The following is a 21,347-nucleotide window of genomic DNA, read 5'->3' as shown; positions in this document are numbered from 1 at the left end:
GGCGCCTCACGCCGCCGCGCCGACTGCCGCGGGCCGCGGCGCCTCCACCCCGAGCGGGAAGTGGCACGAGGCCAGCTGACCGTCGCCGGTGTCGCGCAGCGCCGGCTCGACCGAGGCACACACGTCCTGCGCGATCGGGCAGCGGGTGCGGAACCGGCACCCCGACGGCGGGTGCAGCGGCGAGGGCGGCTCGCCCTGCAGCGGCCGCGGCCGGCGCACCGCCCCGGTGACGACGTCGAGCACCGGCACCGAGTCGAGCAGCGCCCGTGTGTAGGGATGCCGCGGGTGCGCGTACAGCGCGTCGGCGGGCGAGAACTCGGCCAGCTGCCCGAGGTGCATCACGGCCACGCGGTCGCTCACCTGCTTGACCGTGGCGAGGTCGTGGGCGATGAACAGGTAGGCCACCCCGAGCTCGTCGCGCAGCTTCTCGAAGAGGTTGAGCACCTGCGCCTGGATGAGCACGTCGAGCGACGAGATCGCCTCGTCGCAGATGATCAGCTTCGGGTTCAGGGCGATCGCCCGGGCGATCGCGACGCGCTGCGCCTGCCCGCCCGAGAGCTCCATCGGGCGCCGGTCGCGGTAGCGGGCCGCGTCGAGGCCCACGAGGTCCAGCAGCTCCGCGACGCGGGCGACGCGCTCGGCCTTCGTCATGTCGGTGTGGCCGCGCAGCGGCTCGGCGACGACGTCCTCGATGCGCCAGCGCGGGTTCAGCGAGCCGAACGGGTCCTGGTAGACCATCTGCATGTCGCGGTGCACGCTCACCAGCTCGCGGGGGGACATCGTCGTCAGCTCGCGGCCCTGGAACTGGACCGATCCCGCCTTGGCGCGCTCCACCTGGATGATCGCGCGGGCGAGCGTGGACTTGCCCGACCCCGTCTCGCCGACGATCCCGAGCGTCTCTCCCTCGCGCAGCTCGAACGAGACGTCGGAGACCGCGTGCACGACCCCGGCCTTCTGGCCGCCGGCGCCGCGCGTGACGTACTCCTGCACCAGACCCGACACCTTCAGCAGCGGGGTACCCGAATCGGTCATCGGACCTCCTCCTTCACGGCCTCGTCGCCGGTGGACAGCGGGCTGAGCACATCGCCGGCCCGTTGATCGACGGGGTGCCAGCATGCGTAGGCGTGCTGCGGCTCGTGCTCCTCGAGCGGCGGTCGCTCGATGCACTTCTCGGTCGCGCGCGGGCAGCGCTCGCGGAACGCGCACCCCTCCGGCAGCGCGCCGAGGTCGGGCGGGTGCCCGCCGATCACCGTGAGCTGCGAATGCGAGGGCGTGGTCAGCTGCGGGATGGCGCCGAGCAGCGCCGCCGTGTAGGGCATGCGCACGTTGCCGAACAGCGTCGACGTCGGCGCGTGCTCGACGGCGCGGCCGGCGTACATCACGAGCACCTCGTCGGCGTAGCTCGCGGCGAGACCCAGGTCGTGGCTGATCATGATGATCGCCGTGCCGAGCCGCTCCTGCAGGTCGACGAGCAGCTCCATGATCTGCGCCTGCGTGGTCACATCCAGCGCCGTGGTCGCCTCGTCGGCGATGAGCACCTTCGGATCGGCGGCGAGCGCGATCGCGATCATGACGCGCTGTCGCATGCCGCCCGACAGCTGGTGCGGGTACTCGTGGAACCGTCGCTCGGGCGCCGAGAGCCGCACGAGCTTGAGCAGCTCCACGGCGCGGGCCGCGGCCTCGCGCTTGGGGAGCGGCCGGTGCGCGCGCACGGCCTCGACGATCTGCGCGCCGACGCTCATGGTCGGGTTCAGCGAGCGGGCCGGATCCTGGAACACCATCGAGACGTCGCGGCCGCGGATCGCCCGCATCGCCTTGTCGGTGCGGCCCACGAGCTGCTCCTCGCCGAGCACCGCCGAGCCCTCCACGACGGCGCTGGGCGGCAGCAGCCCCATGAGGGCGCGCACGCTCACCGACTTGCCCGAGCCGGACTCACCGATGATCGCCAGCATCCGGCCGCGCCGCACGGTGTACGACAGGCCGTTCACGGCGTGGATCTCGCGGCCGCCCCGGGTGAACGTCACCCGGAGGTCGTCCACCCGCAGCACGACGGGCGGCTCCTCGCCCACGCCGGTCACGGTCTCGCTCGGGTACGCGTCGACTGTCGTCATCGGCCACTCATCTCGTCTCGCACGTTCTCGCCGAGCAGGTTGAACGACAGCACCGCCAGCAGCAGCGCGAGGCTGGGCCACAGCACCAGCAGCGGCGTGGCCGAGAGCGACTGCTGCCCCTCGTAGATCATGTTCCCCCAGCTCGGCGCGGGGGCGGGGATCCCGAGTCCGAGGAAGCTCAGCGCCCCCTCGGTGACGATCACGATGCCCATGCCGAGCATCGCGAAGTTCAGCAGCTGCGGCAGCACGTTGGGCGCGATGTGGAACAGCAGCGTGCGCCACCACGGGCTGCCGCCCAGGGCGGCCGCCTGCACGAACGGCATGCTCGTCACGCGCAGCGTGGACGAGCGCGCCACGCGCGCGACGCCCGGGATGGAGAACGCCGACAGCGCGAGGATCGTGTTGGGCAGGCTGGGGCCGAGCACCTGCGCGATCGCGATCGTCAGCACGAGCGACGGGAACGCGATGAGCACGTCGAGCCCGCGCATGATGATCGTGTCGGCCTTGCCGCCGAGGTACGCCGACAGCGCCCCGATCACGCCGCCGATGAACAGCCCGACCGCGTTGACGGCGATCGCCACGATGAGCGAGGCCTGGCCGCCGTGCAGCAGGCGCGAGAGCACGTCGTTGCCGTTCACGTCGGTGCCGAGCGGATGGCCGGGCGTTCCCGGCGGGCGCGAGCTGTTGAGCACGTCGCCGCCCGTGGGCGACGGCAGCGGCAGCACGTACGGCCCCAGGAAGCACGCGGCGAACAGCAGCACGACGATCGCGGCGGGCACCCCGATCACGAGCCGCTTGCGGATGCGCGCCCAGCGGATGGAGCGGTCGATGCCGACCGCCGGGGAGAGCAGGGCACGGGTGGTGGTGTCAGCGACCGCCATAGCGGATCCTCGGGTCGAGTACGGCGTACATGACGTCGACGAACAGGTTGGCGAACACGGCGACCGCCGCGAAGATGAACACGCAGATCTGCACGACGGCGGTGTCGCGGGCGCCCACGCCCTGCAGCATGAGCTGGCCGAGGCCCGGCATGGCGAAGATCTGCTCGATGATGACGGTGCCGCCCACGAGCGCCCCCACGTTGAGGCCGACGATCGTGAGCAGGCCGAACGACGAGTTGCGGAACGCGTGCTGCCACAGGATCCGCCAGGGCCCGAGGCCCTTCGCGCGGGCCGTGTCGACGTAGTCGGCCGAGTTCATCTGCTCGACGAGGTCGCCGCGGAGGAAGCGGGCGTAGAAGCAGCCGAGCGGGATCGCCATGGCGAGCGTCGGCAGGATCACCGACTGCAGGTTGAGCCACAGCCCCATCTCGATCGGGGTGAAGCCGATCGACGGCAGCATGCGCAGCGTCACCGCGAACACGATGACGAGCAGCAGCGCGAGCACGTAGTTGGGCACCGCGAGGAGCGTCATCGCGCCGACCATGACGATGCGGTCGAAGACGCCGCCCGGCTTGCGCGCCGCGAGCATCGCCACCGGCAGCGCGATGCCGAGCGAGATGACGAAGGCGAGGAAGACGAGCTCGAACGTCACGGGCGACCGCTCCGCGAGCAGCTGCGCGACGGGCAGGCCGCTCACCGACGAGCGCCCGAGATCGCCGGTGAGCGCGCCGAACAGCCACGAGAAGTAGCGCTCGTAGGCGGGGCGATCCAGGCCCATCGACCGGCGGACCGCCTCGACCTCCTCCTCGGTGGCGTCCATGCCGGCCTGGTTGCGGGCCGGGTCGCCGGGCATCGCCTCGAGGAGCACGAACACGAGCACGCTGATGGCCAGCAGCAGCGGGATCGCGACGAGCACGCGGCGGGCGATCAGCCGCAGCAGCGGGGAGCCGGTGAGCCGGCCGAGCACGCTCTCGCGCTGCTCGGCCCGCTCCCGGACCTCCCCCGGCGGCGCGGGGGCTCGCTCGACGGAGGCGGAGGTCACTGCTCCACCCACACCCTGTCGTAGAGCACCCCGGTGTTCACGGCCAGCGCCGGGATGGGCGTGGTCAGGCCCGGCCCGTGCACGCCCTTGCGCACCACCTGGGCGGGAGAGAACGCGACGCCGAACGGCCCGTACGCCTCCTTCGCGATCACCTCGGCGACCTCGGTGTAGGCGGCCTTGCGCTCGGCCTCGTCCACGGTGGCGACGGCCTGCACGAGCAGCTCGTCCAGCGGCGAGCGCAGCCCCTTCGCGATGGCGTCGGCGGTGCTCGTGGCGCCCTCCGGCAGCGGCGTGCCGCTGAACGGCGAGGTCGAGCCGAAGCGCACCTGCACACCGATGCCCGCGGCGGGGTCCCAGGCGCCGGCCGTCTGCAGCATCGACTCCCAGTCGCCCGAGGTGAACTTCGTGATCACATCGCCGAGCGGCTTCGAGTCGATCGTCACGTCGATGCCGGCCTTCTCCCACTGCGTCTGCAGCGCCGTCGTCACCGAACGGGCCGTGACGATGTCGGTGGTGCCCAGCTCGACCTCGAGGCCGCCGAGCTCCTCGACGAGGGCCTTGGCCTTGTCGAGGTCGTACTCGGGGTACCCCTCGATCTCGGGCGTGTAGAAGAGGCCGCCGGAGGCCGTGAACGACTGGCTGAGGTCGCCCTCGCCGCCGAAGAGGCCCTCCTGGATGGCCGCGAAGTCGGTGGCGTGGTAGATCGCCTGGCGCGCGCGGATGTCGTCGAACGGCTCCTTGCGGGTGTTCAGCTGCACCACGTACGGCGACGTGGGGGCGCCGAGGTGCACCTCCACCTGCGGGTTGTTGCGGGCCTCGTTGATGAGCGTCACGGCCGACAGGCCCTCGACGACATCGCCCTGACCCGACAGCAGCGTCTGGTACATGACCTGGTCGCCGGCCACCGACTGGAAGTTCAGCGCGTCGAGGTACGGCAGGCCGTCCTTGAAGTAGTTCTCGTTGCGCACGAGCTCGAGCCGCTCGCTCTGTCGGTTCAGCTCCACGACGAATGGGCCGGCGCCGATCGGGGTGACCTTGAACTGGTCGGCGCCGAGCTCGGCGTAGGCGGTGGGCGAGGCGATGAGGTTGAGGTTCGCCGTGGGCAGGCCGTTGACGAAGGCGCCGTTGACCGAGTTGAAGTTCATCTCGATCGTGAGGTCGTCGACCACGCGGATCGCGCCGAGCCGGCCCATCACGGCGTCGCGGTCGACGTCGGCCGGCAGCGCCGCCCACAGGCTGTCCATGAACTCCTGGCTGAGCTCCGGCGGCTCCAGGCTCGTGTTGAGGTCGAGCACGGGCGCGCCGGTGGAGCCGGAGCTGAGCTCGCGGATCCAGTTCCACAGCACCGCCTCGGCGTTGAACGGCGTGCCGTCGCTGAACTCGATGCCCTCGCGCAGCGTGACGACGAGCTTGAGGCCGTCGTCCTGCCACTCGTAGCTCTCGGCCTGGTTCGGCTCGATGCGGGCGTTGGAGCCGTCGTCGTCGGCCTCGAGCGTGAACAGGCCGCCGAAGATCGCGGCGTTCTGCGGCAGGTTGGCGCCGGTGCCGTTGCTCGTGGCGGGGTCGAGCCCCGTGGCCCACCCTCCGGAGTAGCCGGCATCGAGCAGCACGGTGATCTCGCCGCCGCGCTGCGGCTCGCCCACCTCGCCGCCGCTGTCGGACGGCGCCGGTCCGCCGCCGCTGCAGGCGGTCAGGACCATCCCGATGGTGGCGGCGAGGGCCAGCAGTCCTGCCCGCCGCCCGCGCCACCGGGACGCGTGTGATGAGTTGCTCATGACGTGCTCTCCTTTGAGCCGATGCCGATGGATGACAACTTGGGGGAAGTCTCACCGCTCGCGGATCGAGCGACCACAGGCCTTCCGCCCGGCGGGAACGTCCGTCAGCGCCCGAGCCAGCGGTACGCGTTGCGGTGCGCGATGTCCTGCCACTGGTCGTCGGGCAGGTCCATCGACCGCAGCGTCCGCGCGATCGGGTCCTCGCGCAGCATCGCGGGGAAGTCGCTGCCCACGAGCAGGCGGTCGGCGCCGAGCAGGTCGACGAGATACCGGATCGCGCGGCGATCGAACACCATCGAGTCGTAGTAGAAGCGGCGCGCGTACTCGAGCGGGCTGGGCCCGTCGTCGGGCATGACGGCCCGTTCCGGGTCGCGGGGCTCCTCGTTCCACGATCCGCCCCAGAAGTAGTTGGCGCGGGGCAGCGACATCGCGAACCCGCCGGCCGCGTGGCTGAACGACACCCGCAGGTCGGGGCAGGCCGCCGCCGTGCCGCCGAGGATCAGCGAGGCGGCCGAGTACATGCCCTCGATGCCGACGACGTAGGTGCCCATCGCGCTCATCGGCAGCCGGTCGATCGGGGCGGGCATCGCGTGCACGAACACCGCCAGGCCGAGGCGCTCGACCTCCTGGAAGAAGGGCAGGAAGGTCTCGTCGCCGATCGATCGGCCGAGGATGTTCGAGGCGATCTCGACGCCCGCCAGGCCGCGGTCCTTGATGGCCTGCAACTCGCCGGCGGCCGCGTCCGGGTCCTGCATCGGCACCATGCCCAGGGCGATGATCCGCTCGGGGTCGTGCGCGCTCAGCTCGGCCGCGACGTCGTTGACGTGCTGCGCGAGCGCCAGGCCGTCGGCGGCCGGCAGGTCGTAGCGCAGCAGCGGCGGCATGGGGCTGATCACCTCGGCCGCCACCCCCGAGGCCTCCTGCGCCTCGATGCGCTTCTCGGCCTCGAAGAAGACCTGCTTGGCGGGGAAGCGCATCTGGCCGAACACGAGCAGCAGGTCGCTCGAGTCGGCGATCGGCTCCATGCGCGGGAAGCACTCGGGCGCGTCGTGCGGGTACGAACCCGGCAGGAAGTGGGCGTGGGCGTCGACGATCACGGGGTCTCCTTCGACTCGGGGGCGGGGTCAGCCGTTCGGGTGCACCGACACGTGCACCGCGGAGCCGTCCCCCGCCTTGCCGGAGAGGGTGTCGATCGCGAGACCCACCTCGTCCAGCCCGAACGTGTGCGTGTGCAGCTTCTCGAACGGGAAGCGGCCCGACTCCAGCAGCGCGATGGCGGCCTTGTTCGCGTCGGCGTCCACCCCGAACGCGCCCTTGACGGTCAGCCCGCGGTTGATGATGAAGTCGGTCACGAGCGGGATCTCGCGCCCGCCCTTGAGCCCGGCGAGCACCACGATGCCGCCGTGGCGCACGGCGTGCAGCGCGTCGGTGACGGGGCCGGCGGCCATCGGCGTGAGGTCGAGCGCCACGTCGGCCATCTCGCCGTTCGTGAGCTCGCGCACCACCTCGACGACGTCGCGGCCGTCGGCGCCGTCGACGACCACGGTGTGGTCGGCGCCGAACTCCCGCGCCAGCTCGAGCTTGTGGCCGTCGCTGGCAAGGCCCGTGATGATCACGGTGCCGGCGCCCGCGGCCTTGGCGGCGGCGACGGCGGCGATGCCCCGCTGGCCCGAGCCGAGCACCACGACGGTGTCGCCCAGGCCGATCTCGCCCAGCTGCGCCGCCCAGCGCACGCCGGCGCCGAGGGGGTTGTACATGGCGGCGACCTCGACCGGCAGGTCGTTCGAGACGCGGTGCAGCACCGAGGTCGGCGACAGGTACATGTACTCGGCGAACCCGCCCCAGAGCGTGGGCGCCACCTCGATGCCCGTGACGCCGTGGCCGTACTTGCGGAACCGGCACGCCTGGTACCGGCCCGTGAGGCAGTCGCTGCAGGCGCGGCACGGCACGATCACCTCGAGCGCGACGCGGTCGCCGGGCTGCACGCCCCAGCGCTCGGCCGCGCGCTCGCCGACCTCCTCCACGATGCCCATGGGCTCGTGGCCGGGGATGAACGGCCCGCGGTCGGGGGCGCCGATGTGCCCGGCGAAGATCTCGACGTCGCTGCCGCAGATGCCGTTGGCCTCCACGCGGAGCAGGCCGTCGTCGGGCCCGATCTGCGGGCGCGGGTACTCGCGCATCTCGATCTTGCGCGGGCCGGTCTGCACGGCCGCTCGCACCATCTGGGGCATGGGGTCTCCTTCGTTGCGTGTGTGGTCTGGGCGCTCACGCCGGCCGACGACCGGGGGCGCGCGTCGGGCTCACCGTGCGCCGACGGCCGCGGCGACGGGCGCCTCGATCGGCACCGCCGATCCCGACCAGTCGGCGAAGTAGCGCACAACCATCGAGATCGCCGCCGTGCGGGCGCCCGCGACCGCGATGAGCATCCCCGCCGGATCGGCGATCGTGCGCTGGAACGCCTCGGGGTCGCCGTCGCCGCGCGGGAAGCGCACCCCGCGCTCGTCGGCGTGGTCCTTGCCGGCCCGCGCGAGCTGCGCGGTGGTGCGACCCGAGCGCTCGGCCAGCCACTCGGCGATGCCGCGGCGGTCGAAGCCGGCGACGGCGAGCCGCTCGGCGTGCTCGGGGCACAGCACGAGCCCGACCTGCGCGTGGCGGAAGATCCACGATCCGGAGCGGCCGATGGTGTCGGCGAAGTCGCCCAGCAGCTGCTCGGCGTCCTGGGTGTGCCGGTTGTCCACATACTCGCTCGTGCGCAGCAGTGTGGTGGTGACGGCATCACCCGGGGTGCCGAGCTCCTCCGCCAGCGGCGCCCAGGGGCTGTCCTCCTCGTTCTCGCCGAAGCAGATCGCCCAGCGGCCCGGGATGCCCTGCGTCGCCTGCTCGAGTTCGTGCGGCCGCACCCCGAACGCGTTGCGCACGATGAGGCCGATCGCGCGCGGGATGGTGGCGTTGGCGCGGAAGCCGGGGCCGAAGATGCCGCCCGTGCTGTTGAGGCCGAGGCGCTCGCGCACCGGCCCGTTCACGATGATCAGCGGCGCCGGCCCGCTCGTCGACTGCCAGCCGCCGCCCTTCGCGGCCCGCTCGCGCATGAGCGCGTCCCAGGCGGCGAGCACGACCGGGAAGTACTCGGGCAGGCAGCCGGCCATCGCGGCGTTGATCGCCGCCGTGCGCACGGTGACCTCGCGGTCGACCTGCGGCATGTGGCCGATGACGTCGTCGGGCCGCCGAGCCGTCTGCGCCAGGAACCGGTCGAGCAGCGGCTCGCTGACGGGAACGAGCGGCAGCCCGTCCGACCAGCCCTGGGCGTAGGCGTACTCGATCGCCTCCTGGGCGACGTCGGGATCCGGCGCGCTCACGAGGCCTGCTCCGTCAGCGTGTGCACGATCTCGGGCAGCAGCCGCCGCGCCCGCTCCCGCACCTCGTCCTCGCCGAGGGCCGCCATCGGGTGCTCGGTGGTGATCCACTCGTAGTCGGGGTCGCCCTGCACCCCGGCCATCATGCGGCCGGTGGTCGTGAACGCGTCGGTGAGGACCACCGCCGCCGGCAGCCCGGCCTTCTCGAAGGCGATGCCGTCGGCCACGGCGGCCGCGCTGCACGATCCGCAGTCGCCCACCCCGGTGATCACGACGTCGGCGGCCTCGCGGTAGCGCGCAACGATCTCGTCGTCGACGGGCACCGAGAAGCTCTGCTTCGTCTCGACGATGCTCACCTCGCGGGCCCCCGCCTCGTCGACGAGCAGCCGGCCCACCTCCTGCAGGAAGAGCATCGCGTTGTGCTTGGTGTTGTCGAGCAGTCCGACGCGCGCCCCCTCGAGCGAGCGCCGCGGCGCGAGGCCGCCGGCCGTCTTCGCCTTGACGGTGCCCGTCGGATCGAGGATCGGGTTCACCATGGGTCAGCCCTCGTGCAGGATCACGCTGCGGATGTTCTTCCCGGCGTGCAGGTCGTCGTAGGCGTCGTTGACCTGATCGAGCGTGTACGTGTTGGTGATCAGCTCCTTGATCTTCAGGTCGCCCCGGCGGTACAGGCCCAGGAGCTTGGGGATGTCGTAGAGCGGGTTGCAGTCGCCGAACAGCGCCCCGCGGATCTGCCGCTGGTAGCTGATGAGCAGGCCCGCGTGCACGTGCACGGCCTTCTCGGTGAGGTGGCCGACGGCGGTGATCGTGGTCTTGCCGCCCTTGCCCGTCATGAGCACGGCGCGGTTGACCATCTCCTCGGTCACGGCGTCGGGGGTCATGATCGCGTGGTCGGCCAACTGACCCCAGGTCTCCTCGACGATGAACTCGTGCGCCTCCTCCGGGTCGGCGAAGGCGTGCGTCGCGCCGAGCGAGAGGGCGTTGTCGCGCTTGAACTCCACGGGGTCGATGACCACGACGTTCTTCGCCCCCGCGTAGCGGGCGCCCTGCACGGCGTTGCTGCCGACGCCGCCGGCGCCGAAGATCACGACCGTGTCGCCCGGCTTCACGCCCGCCGCGTACACCGCCGAGCCCCAGCCCGTCGGCACGCCGCAGCCCACCAGCGAGGCGACCTCGAACGGGATGTCGTCGGGGATCGGCACGACGGCCCATTCCGAGACGACGGCGTACTCCGAGAACGTGCCGAGCGAGCAGAAGCCGCCGTAGTCCTCGCCGTCCTTGTGGAAGCGGTACGTGCCGTCGAGGAACATGCCCGTGCCGGCGTTGAGGCCCTTCACGCACATGTTCTGGTGCCCGAGCGAGCAGGGCCGGCAGGCGCCGCACGCCGGGATGTACGAGCACACCACCCGGTCGCCCGGCTTGACCCGGGTGACGTTCGGGCCCACCGACTCCACCCAGCCGGCGCCCTCGTGCCCGCCCACGATGGGCATGCGGACGGGGGCGTCGCCGTGGGTGATGTGATCGTCGGAGTGGCACAGGCCGCTCGCGGCGAACTTGATGCGGACCTCGTGCTCCTTCGGGTCGTCGAGCTGGAGCTCCGTGATCTCCCAGCCCGTGTGCGCCTGATGCGCCACTGCCGCGCGCGTCGTGATCGTCGCCATCGAAAGTCTCCTCAGAACCGCGGAAGCGGAGCTTCGCGCATCGAAACGGTCTTGATCTGGGTCCAGTCGAGGACCGAGTCGGCCCCCATGGTGCGACCGAACCCGCTGTTCTTGTAGCCGCCGAAGGGGCCGCCGATGACGCCGGCGCCGAGGGCGTTGTTGACGCCCACCTGCCCGGCCTGCAGGGCGCGCGACATCCGCACCGCCCGGCCGACGCTCTGGGTCCACACCGAGGCGACGAGGCCGTACTCGACGCCGTTGGCGACCTCGATCGCCTGCTGCTCGTCGTCGACCGGGATCACCGAGAGCACGGGGCCGAAGATCTCCTCCTGCGCGATGCGCATGTCGGGCGAGACGTTGTCGAACAGCGTCGGCTCCACGAACCAGCCGTCGGCGAACTCGGCGCCCTGCGGGCGGCCGCCGCCCGTGACGAGCGTCGCGCCCTGCTCCTTGCCGATGTCGATGTAGCCGCACACCCGCTCGTGCTGCTTCTCGTTGATGAGCGGGCCCATGTTCACGCGCTGGTGCCACGGGCCGACGGTGACCTTCTGCATCGCCGCGGCGAGGCGCTCCACCACCTCCTGGTGGACGCTGCGCTCCACGACCACGCGCGAGCCGGCCGCGCAGATCTGACCCGTGTTGAGGGTGATGCCGGCGGCGATCGCCGGGATCGCGGTGTCGAGGTCGGCGTCGGCGAAGATCACCTGCGGCGACTTGCCGCCCAACTCCAGGTGCAGCGGCGTGAGGTTGCGCGCACAGGCCGCCATGATGGTACGGCCGGTCTGCGGCGATCCCGTGAAGCCGATCCGGCGGATGCGCGGGTGCTCCGGGATGGCCGCGCCCGCCTCGCCGCCGTAGCCGGTGACGACGTTGATGACGCCGGCGGGGATGCCCGCCTCGAGCGCCAGCTTCGCCAGCGCCAGCGGCGTGAGCGGGGCGTCCTCGGCGGGCTTGATCACGATGGTGTTTCCCGCCGCGATCGCCGCGGCCACCTCGGTGGCGAACATCGGCCCCGGGGCGTTCCACGGGATGATCGCGCCGACCACGCCGTACGGCTCGCGCAGCGTGTAGCCGACGGTGTCGGGCGAGTAGGTGGGCAGCGACACGCCCTGCACCTTGTCGGCCTGGCCGGCGATGAAGCGCACCTGGCCGCCGACGCCGTAGGGCCCCCAGCTGGGGCGGCCCACCTCCTGCGACTCGAGGCTGTCGAGCGCGACGCCGTTGGCGTCGATGAGGTCGGCCCAGCGGAACAGCAGGCCGGCGCGGGCGGTGGCGTTGAGGTCGCGCCACGCGGGGAACGCGCGCTCGCCGGCCTGGACGGCGGCCTCGACGTCGGCGGCGTCGCTGCGGGGGACGCGGGCGATGATCTCACGGTTGGCGGGGTTGCGGACCTCGATGGTCTCGCCGGTGTGCGACGGCACCCATTCGCCGCCGATGAGCTGCGAGCCGTCGACGACGAGGCTCTGGACGTCCGCGGGGGCGGACTCGCTGATGATGGTCATTTCGACAACGTCCTTCGCTGGTTGATCGGTGTCAGTGCTCGAGCAGGACGACGCCGCGGATGTTCTTGCCGTCCAACATGTCCTGGTAGCCCTCGTTGACGGTCTCGAGCCGGTAGGTGTTCGTGACGAGCTCGTCGAGCTTGAGGTGGCCGTTCTTGTACATGCTCAGCAGCCGCGGCACGTCGAACAGCGGGTTGCAGCCGCCGAAGATCGCGCCCTGGATGCGGCGCTGGAAGCCGATCAGCATGCCCGGGTTCTCCTCGATCCAGCCGTTGCCGACGGCGGTGATCGTGACCTGACCGCACTTGCCGACGATGTTGATCGCGTTGTGGATCACCTCGTCGTGCAGCGCGGAGACGGTGATGATCGCGTGGTCGGCCAGCTCGCCCCACGTGGCGTCGACGATGAACGCGTGCGCCTCCTCGGCCGTCGCGAACGCGTGGGTGGCGCCGAAGTGCTCGAGCGCCATCGTGCGCTTGAACTCCACGGGGTCGACGACCACGACGCGCTGCGCCCCGGCCAGCGACGCGCCCTGCACGGCGTTGCTGCCGACGCCGCCGGCGCCGTAGATGACGACGGTCTCGCCGGCCCGCACGCCCGCGGCGTGCACCGCGGTGCCCCAGCCGGTCGGCACGGCGCAGCCGACGAGGCAGGCGACCTCGAAGGGGATGTCGTCGGGGATCGGGACCACCGAGTACTCCGAGACGACCGTGTACTGCGAGAAGGTGCCGAGCACGCACAGCCCGCCGAAGTCCTCGCCGTCCTTGTGGAAGCGGAAGGTGCCGTCGGGGAACTCGCCCGTGGCGGCGTTCTTGCCGGCGTCGCAGAGGTTCTGGTGGCCCGTGGAGCAGTAGCGGCACTTGCCGCAGGCCGGGATGAATGAGAACACGACGTGGTCGCCGAGCTTGGCGCGCGTGACGCCCGGACCCACCGCGTCGACGATGCCGGCGCCCTCGTGTCCGCCGACGACGGGCATGCGCATGGGCGCGTCGCCCTTCTGGATGTGATCGTCGGAGTGGCACATGCCGGCGGCGATCACCTTCACGCGGATCTCGTTCGGGCCCGGCGGGTCGAGCTCGAGCTCGGTCACCTCCCACGGCTCACCCGGCCCCCGGCACACGGCGGCGCGCGTGGTGATCGCCGTCACCGGCGGCGCGGCGGTTTCGAGGGCTTCTGCGGTGATGCTCATGTGATGTCTCCCGTCGACCTCGGCGACGGGCGCTCTCGCGGACGACCTCGTCCGCGGCTGCTCCGTCGCGTGCTGTGTCTACGGTGCGACCGGATCCGGCGGCCGCACACGCGTCTTCTGCCTCCCGGAAGACAAGTTGGGCGGCCCCGCCGGCGCACGGTCTCATGCCCTCATGAGAGATCTGGCATCGAGCGTCGTCGTCATCACCGGGGGAACGAGCGGCATCGGCCGCGGGATCGCGCGGGCCTTCGCGCGGCGCGGCGCCGACGTCGTCGTCACGGGCCGCCGCGCGGAGCATCTCGACGAGACCCGGCGGGAGTTCGCCGACGCGGGGCTCGCCGTCGACGCCCGCCAGGTGGACGTGACCGACCGCGACGCCATGCTCGCCCTGGCCGACGACGTCGAGCGCGCGCACGGCCGCGTGGACGTGCTCGTCAACAACGCCGGCCTCGGGCTCACCGGGCCCGTGGCCACGGCGACCCCCGCCGACTGGGACTGGCTCATCGATGTGAACATCCGCGGGGTGGGCAACGGCATCCTCGCGTTCCTGCCGAAGATCCGCGCGCACGGCGAGGGCGGCCACATCGTCAACACGGCGTCGATGGGCGGGCTCATGCCGATCGTGGCGGGGCTGTACTCCATGACCAAGGCGGCCGTGATCGCGCTGAGCGAGGCGATGCACATCGAGCTCGCCCCCGACGGCATCGGGGTCTCGGCCTACTGCCCCGGCCCCGTGCACAGCAACATCGGCGCCGGCGCGGCCCATCGGCCGGAGAAGTACGGCGCGTCCGGCTACCCCGCGCCCGATCCCTCGCGCCCGGGCTTCGACCGCGAGCAGCCCTACCAGTCGGCCGAGGAGGCGGGCGAGCGCGTGGTGGAGGGCGTGCGGCGCGGGGACATGTTCATCCTCACGCACCCCGAGTTCAAGGCCGGGCTGATCGATCGTCACCGCACCATCGAGCAGGCGTTCCCCGACGAGCCGATCGACGAGCGCCGCGCCGCCGCGATCCCCTTCCTCACGGCCTCGCCGGTCTACGAGGAGCGCCACCGCAACCCACCCCCGACCTGGCGCGCCTGAGTCCGGGGGTCTCGGCCGGTGAGCCGTGATGCCTACGGCTCATCACGAGCGATGACCACCCGGGCTCGTCGACCGAGCGAAGCGAGCGGAGACGGCTCGAGCGAGGAGCGAAGCGACGAGTCGAGAGCGGGGGCCTCACCCCCTTGGTCTCGACTCCGCGCTTCGCGCTGCGCTCGACCCGTCTCCGCTCCGCGGCGGCGCCGCTCCGGTCGACGAGCCGTGATGCCTACGGCTCATCACGAGCGAGAGCCCCACGGGCTCGTCGACCGAGCGAAGCGAGCGGAGACGGCTCGAGCGAGGAGCAAAGCGACGAGTCGAGAGCGCGCCTGAACCTCTTGGTCTCGACTCCGCGCCTTCGGCGCTGCGCTCGACCCGTCTCCGCTCCGCGGCTGCGCCGCTCCGGTCGACGAGCCGTGATGCCTGCGGCTCATCACGAGCGAGAACCCCACGGGCTCGTCGAGCGACCGAAGGGAGCCGAGACGGCTCGAGCGAGCGCAGCGAGTCGAGAGCTCCGGGCCCAAGCCTCGATCAGTGGCCGGATCGGGCCTGTTTCTCTGCGAGGGTGGGGACGTCGACGGGGTAGTTCATCTGGATGCGCTCGGGGTCGACGCCGACCATGGGCGCGAGCATGCGCTTCATGAGGTCCTTGGGTACGAGGCACTCGGCGCAGGCCTCGGGGCCGGCGGTGATCGTCACGACCGCCGCGTCGGCGTCGCGCTCCACGCTCAGGTGATAGTCGTCGGCCGCCAGGGTCTTCTGCAGATCCGCCAGCTGCGTCTCGTCGATCGGCATGGCCCCTCCTTCGGGTCGCTCCGCGCGGTGGCCGCGCGTGTGGCGAGGCTAGTCCGCCCGGGCGCCGCGGCGGGCGGCCGCTTCCGTGGGGCGGAATGCGGCCGCACGGACGTAGGGGGCGAGCGCGCGAAGCGATCCGCTGCGGATCGCGCCCCACCACACCCCGGCGCCGTACGCGAGATCGTCGAGGCGCCGCAGCACGAGGAAGCGCAGCGGATCGAGCCGCGGACGCAACCGCGCGTACTCGACCGCCGCGTCCGCCACCGCCGCCACCGCCACGAGCCGTCGCGCCCGGCGCGACACCAGCGCCGCGACCGCGAACGCGGGCCACCAGTGGCGCACCACGAGGGCCGACCCCTGCGTCAGCGCCGCCGAGGCGCCCTGCGCGGTGAGCCGGGCGGCGAGCGGCCCGGGCCGCGCGGTCGCGCCGACCCGCCGGGCCGTGCGCACGCCCGCCCACGCCGCCGCGGCGGCCGCCACCGGCAGCGACCACCGGCGCTGCGCCGCCACCGCCGCCAGCAGCACGGCCGCCCAGGGCGCGAGCACCGCCGGCGCCGCGAGCGGCCCGTGCCGACGCTCCAGGTCGGCCGCTCCCGTGCCGTAGACGAACTTGCGGCCGAGCCAGGCCCGGGCCGCGGCGCGGTGCTCGTGGGCGACCTCGGCGAGCGGCTCGTAGCGGACGCGCCACCCGCGTTCGGCGAGGCGCCACACGAGGTCGACGTCCTCGGCCACGCGCATCCCCCGCCCGAAGCCGTCACCGATGGCCGAGACCCGCGCCAGCACGCACGTCGTCGACACCCACGACAGCGGGGAGTGCGGCCGCACCAGGCCGCCGTCGCCGCCGTGATCCAGCGACGAGCGCGCCTGCTCGTAGCGCAGCACGGCGTTCGGCCGCGGCCGCGGCAGCCCCACCACGCGCGGCGCGGCGAGCGCGAGGCGCGGGTCGGCGAAGTGCGCCAGCAGCAGGCGCACGGCCCCGGGCCGCAGCACCACGTCGCTGTCGGCGAAGAGCACGAACGGCGTGCGCACGCGCGCCAGCCCGGCGTTGCGGGCGTCGGCGGGGCCGCGGTTGCGCGGCAGCACCACGATCTCGGCGCCGCGAGCGTCGGCCGCCGCGCGGATCGCGGCCGCGTCGGCGGGCACGGAGCCGTCGTCGACGACGATCACCGGCACGTCGCCGAGGTCGGCGCGCACGCTGTCGAGCAGGCGGCCCAGCTGGCGCGAGCGGCCGAAGGCGGGCACGACCACCGTCACCTCGCGCGCGTCGCCGGGCGGCAGCGAGCGCGGGTCGGGATCGGCCTGCCCGGCCTCGACGAGCCGGGCGGCGAACGCGCGCGTGCGGTCGTCGCGCACGGTCACCGCGCGCCCGACGAGCAGCTCGCGGGCCGCGGGGGCCAGCCGCGAGACCCGGGCGGGCGATCCGCCGACGAGCACGGCGCCGCCGTCGGTGATCCGGGTGCGGCGCGCGAGGCGCACGATCGCGCCGTCGGGCAGCGCGCGGCGCGCGTCGTCGACGGGCGCCGTCATCGGGCGGCCGCCTCGGCCGCGACCCGCTCCCGCGCGCGGGCGATCATCTCGCCCAGCAGGCGGGCGCCCTCCTCGGCCGTGGCCCCGGCGGGATCGCCCAGCACGCCCGAGCGCGAGACCGCGGCGACGCCGCCCGCGCGCAGCCGCGGCAGCAGCTCGCCGATCGGCTCGCTCGCGCCCGCCACCGCCCGATCAAGGCGCACGTGCTCGGGCGCGAGGTGGAGCAGGATCGAGGTCTCCGTGCGGCCGGCGTGGGCGTCGGGCGCCGACTCGGCGGCCGGGGCGCAGGGCGTCCACGCGACCGCGCGGGCCTCGTCGCGCAGGGTGGCGACCGCGGCCGTCACCGCCTCGAGGTTGCCGCCGTGCCCGTTGACGAACACGATCGCCCCGGCCCACGACGAGGCCGACCGTCCGTACTCCACGAGCAGCGCGCGCAGCGCGTCGGTGCCGATCGAGACGGTGCCGGCGAAGTCCTGGTGCTCGCCCGACGCGCCGTACGCCACGGCCGGGGCGACGACCGCCCCGCCCGGCAGGGCTCGCGCGAGCCCCTCGGCCACGGCGCGCGCGATGCGGGTGTCGGTGTCGAGCGGCAGGTGCGGGCCGTGCTGCTCGAGCGACCCGACGGGCACGAGCAGCAGCGGCCGATCGACCTCGGGCCACGAGCGCTCGGCGAGCATCGCAGACGTCGTCGTCATGCCCTCGAGCATGTCACGTCACGGGCGCGCGCGGCGTCCCCCGCCGGCCCGCGCGGGCGTCACCACGACTCCTGCATGATGCGCGGCGCGCGCGGCACGTGCACCGTCATCGGCGTGAGGGCGAGCACCTCGTCGACCGTGAACCCGGCCGCGATCTCCTCGAGCACGAAGCCGGGCTGCGCCGCCTCGCGATCGCGCCGCAGCAGGGCGAGGTCGGTGACGACGGCGTCGACGCACCCGGGCGCCGTGATCGGGTACTCGGCCCGCTCGACGAGCTTGGGCCGGCCCTTGCTGTCGACGTGCTCCATCGTGACGATGACGGAACGGGCCCCGACGGCGAGGTCCATCGCCCCACCGATCCCGCCGCCGGGGCGGCCCGGTTGCGCCCAGTTGGCCAGGTCTCCCGCCGCGTCCACCTGGTAGGCGCCCAGCACGACGGCGTCGAGGCGATGGCCGCGCGCGATCTCGAACGACGTCACCGAGTCGAAGAAGCTCGCGCCAGGCGCCAGGTCGATGAAGTTGCCGCCCGCGTCGTGCATGTCGGGGTCGGCGTCCTCGAGCGGCACGAGGCCGCCGTAGCCGAGGATGCCGTTCTCGGCGTGCAGCGTGACGCCCCGGTCGGCGATCCACTCCGCGATGTGGTTGGGAAGGCCGGCGCCGAGGTTCACGATCGCGCCGTCGGGCAGCAGCGCGGCGGCGCGCCGCCCGATCTCGGATCGGCTCAGCGCCGGCTTGCCGCCGTACTCGCGCCGGCTGTCGCCGCCCCGCGCCGAGCGACTGGGCGTCTTCTTGGGGTCGACGCGGATGGTCGAGCGCACCACGCGCGAGATCCACAGGCCCGGCAGGTCGATGTCGTCGGGGGCGAGCTCGCCCACCTCGACGATCTCCTCCACCTCGACGATCGCCACCCGCGCGGCCTTGGCGAAGCTGTCGTTGAAGTTGCGGCTGCCGCCGCGGAACTGCACGTTGCCGGCCGTGTCGGCGCGGTAGGCGCGCAGCAGGGCGAAGTCGGTGGTGATGCCCCGCTCGAGCACGAAGGTGTGCCCGTCGAACTCGCCGGCGGGCTTGCCCTCGGCCACGGCCGTGCCCACGCCGACGGGGGTGTAGAACGCAGGGATCCCGGCACCGCCGGCCCGCATCCGCTCCACGAGCGTGCCCTGCGGCACCACCTCGAACTCGATCTCGCCGGCCATGATCTGCTCCTCGGCCGCCGTGATGGGGCCGGGCCGGGCCGAGAAGCTCGCCACGAGGCGCGAGATCTGGTGGTTCTCGGCCAGCAGCTGCGCGGTGGGGTGCCCCGACGCGCCGAGGCCGTTGCAGTAGACGGTCAGGCCCCGCGCGCCGTGGTCGCGCAGCGCCACGATGAGGGTCGACGGGAAGGAGTGCGAGATCCCGAAGCCGGAGATCGCCACGCTGGCGCCGTCGGGGATGTCGGCGACCGCCTCGTCCGCCGACGCGTAGACCTTGCTCATGACTCCTCCTTCGCCGGGGTCGAGCCGGCGGCGCCGCTGTTGCCCTTCATCGCGAACCCGCCGCCGTCCACCGCGAGCACCTGGCCCGAGACCCAGCGCGCCCGATCGGAGAGCAGGAAGAACGCGGCCTGCGCGATGTCCCACACGGTGCCCTCGGTCTGCAGCGCCACGTTGCGCCGGCGCACCTCGCGCTGTTCCTCGCTCATGCCGCGCGCGGCGAACGCGCCCCAGATCATGCCCACCCGCACGCCGTTGACGCGCACGCCGCGGGGCGCGAACGTGGCGGCGGCGGTGACGGTGAGCTTCTCGAGCGCCGTCTTGGCGATCGTGTACGGCATCGCCGGCCCGCGCCCCTCCGTCGCGCCCGACGAGATGGTCACGATCGACCCGCCGGGGCGCAGGTGCGGCTGCGCGAACTTGATGATGCGCCAGGCCGACAGGAAGTTGAGCTGCATCACCCGATCGAACTCGTCGTCGTCGACCTCGAACGCCGGCACCGCTCCCCCGCCGCCGATCGAGTCGGCCACGAGGTCGAGGCCGCCGAAGCGCTCGACGACGGCGTCGACGCAGGCCTGCACCGACGGGGAGTCGGTGACGTCGGCCGGAAACCACTCGGCCTCGCCGCCGGCGTCGCGGATCGCCGCGACGGCCCGCTCCCCCGCCTCGCGATCCCGATCGACCACCGCGACGCGCGCTCCGGCGAGCGCGCACAGCCAGGCGATCGAGAACCCGACGCCGCCGAGCGGTCCGCTCAGCCCGCCGCCCGCCACGAGCGCCACCTTGCCGCCCATGTCCGGCCCCGCGGCATCCGACAGCGCATCCGCCGTGGTCTGCGCCGCCCAATCGTCCTGCGTGCTCATCACACCCCCGTCACCGTTGACTCGTCCTCCCAGGATGGGCGGGCCCGGCTCACGCGCCGAGCCCGATTCCACGACGCGGAAGGTGCGGGGTGCTCAGGCTCCCTGCGCCGCGGCGGCGGTGACGTCGTCGGGCTGCTGCTCGGCGGCCACGGGGCGCGGGGGCTTGCGCGGCGACCGCCGCGGGCGTGACGGGCCGCCCTCGCCGAGGGTGAGGAAGAAGCCCTCCGGCACGACGAAGTCGGCGCGGTCGAGCTCGCGGATCGACGCCTTGCCGAGGCCGAGCACGGCGGAGTCGAGCCCGCCGCGCAGGATGTCGAGCACGTTCTCCACGCCCGCCTGCCCGTTCGCGGCCAGGCCCCACAGGTAGGCGCGCCCGATCATGACCGCCTTCGCGCCGAACGCGAGCGCCTTGGCCACGTCGCTGCCGCGGCGCACACCGCCGTCGAGCACGACCTCCACCTGCGACCCGACGGCGTCGGCGATGCCGGGGAGCACCCGGATCGTCGCGGGCGTCGTGTCGAGGTTGTTGCCGCCGTGGTTGGACACCGAGATCGCCGTGACCCCCGCGTCGACCGCGCGCTTGGCGTCGTCGATCCGCGTGATGCCCTTGAGCATGAACGGGCCGCCCCACTGCTCGCGCAGCCACGCGATGTCCTCCCACGTGGGCGGAGGCGTGGTCATCCACTCGTAGTAGGCGCCGAAGAACGTCGGGGCCTCGCCGCCGGGGGGCTGCAGGTTGGGCGCCGACAGGTCGGGCACGCTCAGCGTCTTGAGGTAGTCGGCGAGCCACCCGGGCCGCGTCAGGGCCTGCGGCGCGAAGCGCAGCGCGGCCTTCAGCGTGAGCCGCTCGGGGATCCACGGGCTGCCCCAGTCGCGTCCGTTCGAGAACGACCAGTCCAGCGTGGAGATGAGCCCCTTCGCGCCCGCCGCCCGCGCCCGCTCCATGCGCTGCAGCATGGCGTCGCGCGATCCCGACCAGTACATCTGGAACAGCGTGTTCGGGTTGGCCGCGGCGACCTCTTCGACGGGCTTGGACGCGAACGAGCTGAGCCCCATGATCGTGCCGCGGTTCGCGGCCGCGCGCGCCACCGCCACCTCGCCCTCCGGATGCACGGCCTGCACGCCCGTGGGCGAGATGAGCACGGGGAACGAGATCGGGATGCCCATCACCGTGGTGGACAGATCGCGCTCAGCCTGGTGCCCGGCGATGTGGGGCGCGACGCCGAGCTGCGCGAACGCGTCCTGATTCTGCTCGATCGTCACGCCCTTCTCGCTGCCCGCGATGAGCGCCCCGTACACGGACTTCGGCAGCCTGCGCCGGGCGCGCCGCTGCGCCTCGGCCACCGTCTCGAACCATCCGCCAGCCATATGCCTTCTCCTCTCGGCGTCGTTGCCGATCGATTTCTTCG

Annotated in this window: 19 protein-coding genes; 1 reads left to right on the top strand and 18 read right to left on the bottom strand. The window is 72.9% G+C overall.

Annotated features, from left to right (window positions below; genetic code table 11):
- Positions 1 to 6: 6 nt before the first annotated feature.
- From E3O41_RS00805 to E3O41_RS00750, 12 genes are all read right to left on the bottom strand, one after another.
- Positions 7 to 1,032: an ABC transporter ATP-binding protein gene (locus E3O41_RS00805; protein WP_067028326.1), complete on the bottom strand. Its 1,026-nt coding sequence runs from the start codon at positions 1,030 to 1,032 to the stop codon at positions 7 to 9.
- Positions 1,029 to 2,111 carry an ABC transporter ATP-binding protein gene (locus tag E3O41_RS00800; protein ID WP_083991067.1) on the bottom strand — a complete coding sequence of 361 codons (1,083 nt, stop codon included), beginning with the start codon at positions 2,109 to 2,111 and terminating at the stop codon, positions 1,029 to 1,031. Before E3O41_RS00800 ends, E3O41_RS00805 begins: the two co-directional genes overlap by 4 nt.
- On the bottom strand, positions 2,108 to 2,992 hold the full coding sequence (locus E3O41_RS00795) for an ABC transporter permease (RefSeq protein ID WP_067028328.1): 885 nt from the start codon (positions 2,990 to 2,992) through the stop codon (positions 2,108 to 2,110). Before E3O41_RS00795 ends, E3O41_RS00800 begins: the two co-directional genes overlap by 4 nt.
- Positions 2,979 to 4,034, bottom strand: coding sequence for an ABC transporter permease (locus E3O41_RS00790; RefSeq protein WP_218939254.1), 1,056 nt, complete (start codon positions 4,032 to 4,034; stop codon positions 2,979 to 2,981). Before E3O41_RS00790 ends, E3O41_RS00795 begins: the two co-directional genes overlap by 14 nt.
- On the bottom strand, positions 4,031 to 5,809 hold the full coding sequence (locus E3O41_RS00785; RefSeq protein ID WP_218939253.1) for an ABC transporter substrate-binding protein: 1,779 nt from the start codon (positions 5,807 to 5,809) through the stop codon (positions 4,031 to 4,033). Before E3O41_RS00785 ends, E3O41_RS00790 begins: the two co-directional genes overlap by 4 nt.
- 104 nt (positions 5,810 to 5,913) lie before the next feature.
- Positions 5,914 to 6,906: an amidohydrolase family protein gene (locus tag E3O41_RS00780; RefSeq protein WP_135011793.1), complete on the bottom strand. Its 993-nt coding sequence runs from the start codon at positions 6,904 to 6,906 to the stop codon at positions 5,914 to 5,916.
- A 27-nt stretch (positions 6,907 to 6,933) separates the two neighbouring features.
- Positions 6,934 to 8,040: a zinc-dependent alcohol dehydrogenase gene (locus E3O41_RS00775; protein WP_135011791.1), complete on the bottom strand. Its 1,107-nt coding sequence runs from the start codon at positions 8,038 to 8,040 to the stop codon at positions 6,934 to 6,936.
- Positions 8,041 to 8,109: 69 nt separating this feature from the next.
- A complete protein-coding gene (locus E3O41_RS00770; protein WP_067028336.1) occupies positions 8,110 to 9,165 on the bottom strand; it encodes a hypothetical protein in 1,056 nt (351 codons plus the stop codon).
- Entirely contained in the window at positions 9,162 to 9,698 is a 537-nt protein-coding gene (locus tag E3O41_RS00765) for a UGSC family (seleno)protein (RefSeq protein WP_067028338.1), read from the bottom strand. Before E3O41_RS00765 ends, E3O41_RS00770 begins: the two co-directional genes overlap by 4 nt.
- 3 nt (positions 9,699 to 9,701) lie before the next feature.
- Positions 9,702 to 10,823 carry an NDMA-dependent alcohol dehydrogenase gene (locus E3O41_RS00760; protein WP_067028340.1) on the bottom strand — a complete coding sequence of 374 codons (1,122 nt, stop codon included), beginning with the start codon at positions 10,821 to 10,823 and terminating at the stop codon, positions 9,702 to 9,704.
- An 11-nt stretch (positions 10,824 to 10,834) separates the two neighbouring features.
- On the bottom strand, positions 10,835 to 12,325 hold the full coding sequence (locus tag E3O41_RS00755) for an aldehyde dehydrogenase family protein (protein ID WP_067028342.1): 1,491 nt from the start codon (positions 12,323 to 12,325) through the stop codon (positions 10,835 to 10,837).
- A gap of 31 nt (positions 12,326 to 12,356) precedes the next feature.
- Positions 12,357 to 13,514: an NDMA-dependent alcohol dehydrogenase gene (locus E3O41_RS00750; RefSeq protein ID WP_067028343.1), complete on the bottom strand. Its 1,158-nt coding sequence runs from the start codon at positions 13,512 to 13,514 to the stop codon at positions 12,357 to 12,359.
- Between the two features lie 172 nt (positions 13,515 to 13,686).
- On the opposite strand from E3O41_RS00750, the gene E3O41_RS00745 reads away from it, so the two are divergent.
- Positions 13,687 to 14,592, top strand: coding sequence for an SDR family NAD(P)-dependent oxidoreductase (locus tag E3O41_RS00745; RefSeq protein WP_135011789.1), 906 nt, complete (start codon positions 13,687 to 13,689; stop codon positions 14,590 to 14,592).
- Positions 14,593 to 15,120: 528 nt separating this feature from the next.
- Here the strand turns inward: E3O41_RS00745 and E3O41_RS00740 are convergent.
- The 6 genes from E3O41_RS00740 to mftD form a co-directional block, all read right to left on the bottom strand.
- Entirely contained in the window at positions 15,121 to 15,384 is a 264-nt protein-coding gene (locus tag E3O41_RS00740) for a hypothetical protein (RefSeq protein ID WP_067028347.1), read from the bottom strand.
- Positions 15,385 to 15,432: 48 nt separating this feature from the next.
- Positions 15,433 to 16,911 (bottom strand): mycofactocin biosynthesis glycosyltransferase MftF, encoded by a 1,479-nt coding sequence (mftF, locus tag E3O41_RS00735; protein WP_067028349.1) that lies wholly within the window; start codon positions 16,909 to 16,911, stop codon positions 15,433 to 15,435.
- Positions 16,908 to 17,606: a mycofactocin biosynthesis peptidyl-dipeptidase MftE gene (gene mftE, locus E3O41_RS00730; protein ID WP_083991069.1), complete on the bottom strand. Its 699-nt coding sequence runs from the start codon at positions 17,604 to 17,606 to the stop codon at positions 16,908 to 16,910. The genes mftF and mftE overlap by 4 nt, the downstream gene beginning before the upstream one ends.
- A gap of 59 nt (positions 17,607 to 17,665) precedes the next feature.
- Positions 17,666 to 19,078 (bottom strand): 3-oxoacid CoA-transferase, encoded by a 1,413-nt coding sequence (locus tag E3O41_RS14350; protein WP_135011787.1) that lies wholly within the window; start codon positions 19,076 to 19,078, stop codon positions 17,666 to 17,668.
- Positions 19,075 to 19,938 carry an SDR family NAD(P)-dependent oxidoreductase gene (locus tag E3O41_RS00720; protein ID WP_218939252.1) on the bottom strand — a complete coding sequence of 288 codons (864 nt, stop codon included), beginning with the start codon at positions 19,936 to 19,938 and terminating at the stop codon, positions 19,075 to 19,077. The genes E3O41_RS14350 and E3O41_RS00720 overlap by 4 nt, the downstream gene beginning before the upstream one ends.
- A 93-nt stretch (positions 19,939 to 20,031) precedes the next feature.
- Positions 20,032 to 21,306, bottom strand: a complete 1,275-nt coding sequence (mftD, locus tag E3O41_RS00715; protein ID WP_135011785.1) for a pre-mycofactocin synthase MftD — start codon at positions 21,304 to 21,306, stop codon at positions 20,032 to 20,034.
- Positions 21,307 to 21,347 lie beyond the last annotated feature (41 nt).

Source organism: Microbacterium sediminis, from assembly GCF_004564075.1.
In the GTDB taxonomy this organism is placed as follows: domain Bacteria; phylum Actinomycetota; class Actinomycetes; order Actinomycetales; family Microbacteriaceae; genus Microbacterium; species Microbacterium sediminis.
This window is presented reverse-complemented; position numbering and strand designations above follow the sequence as displayed.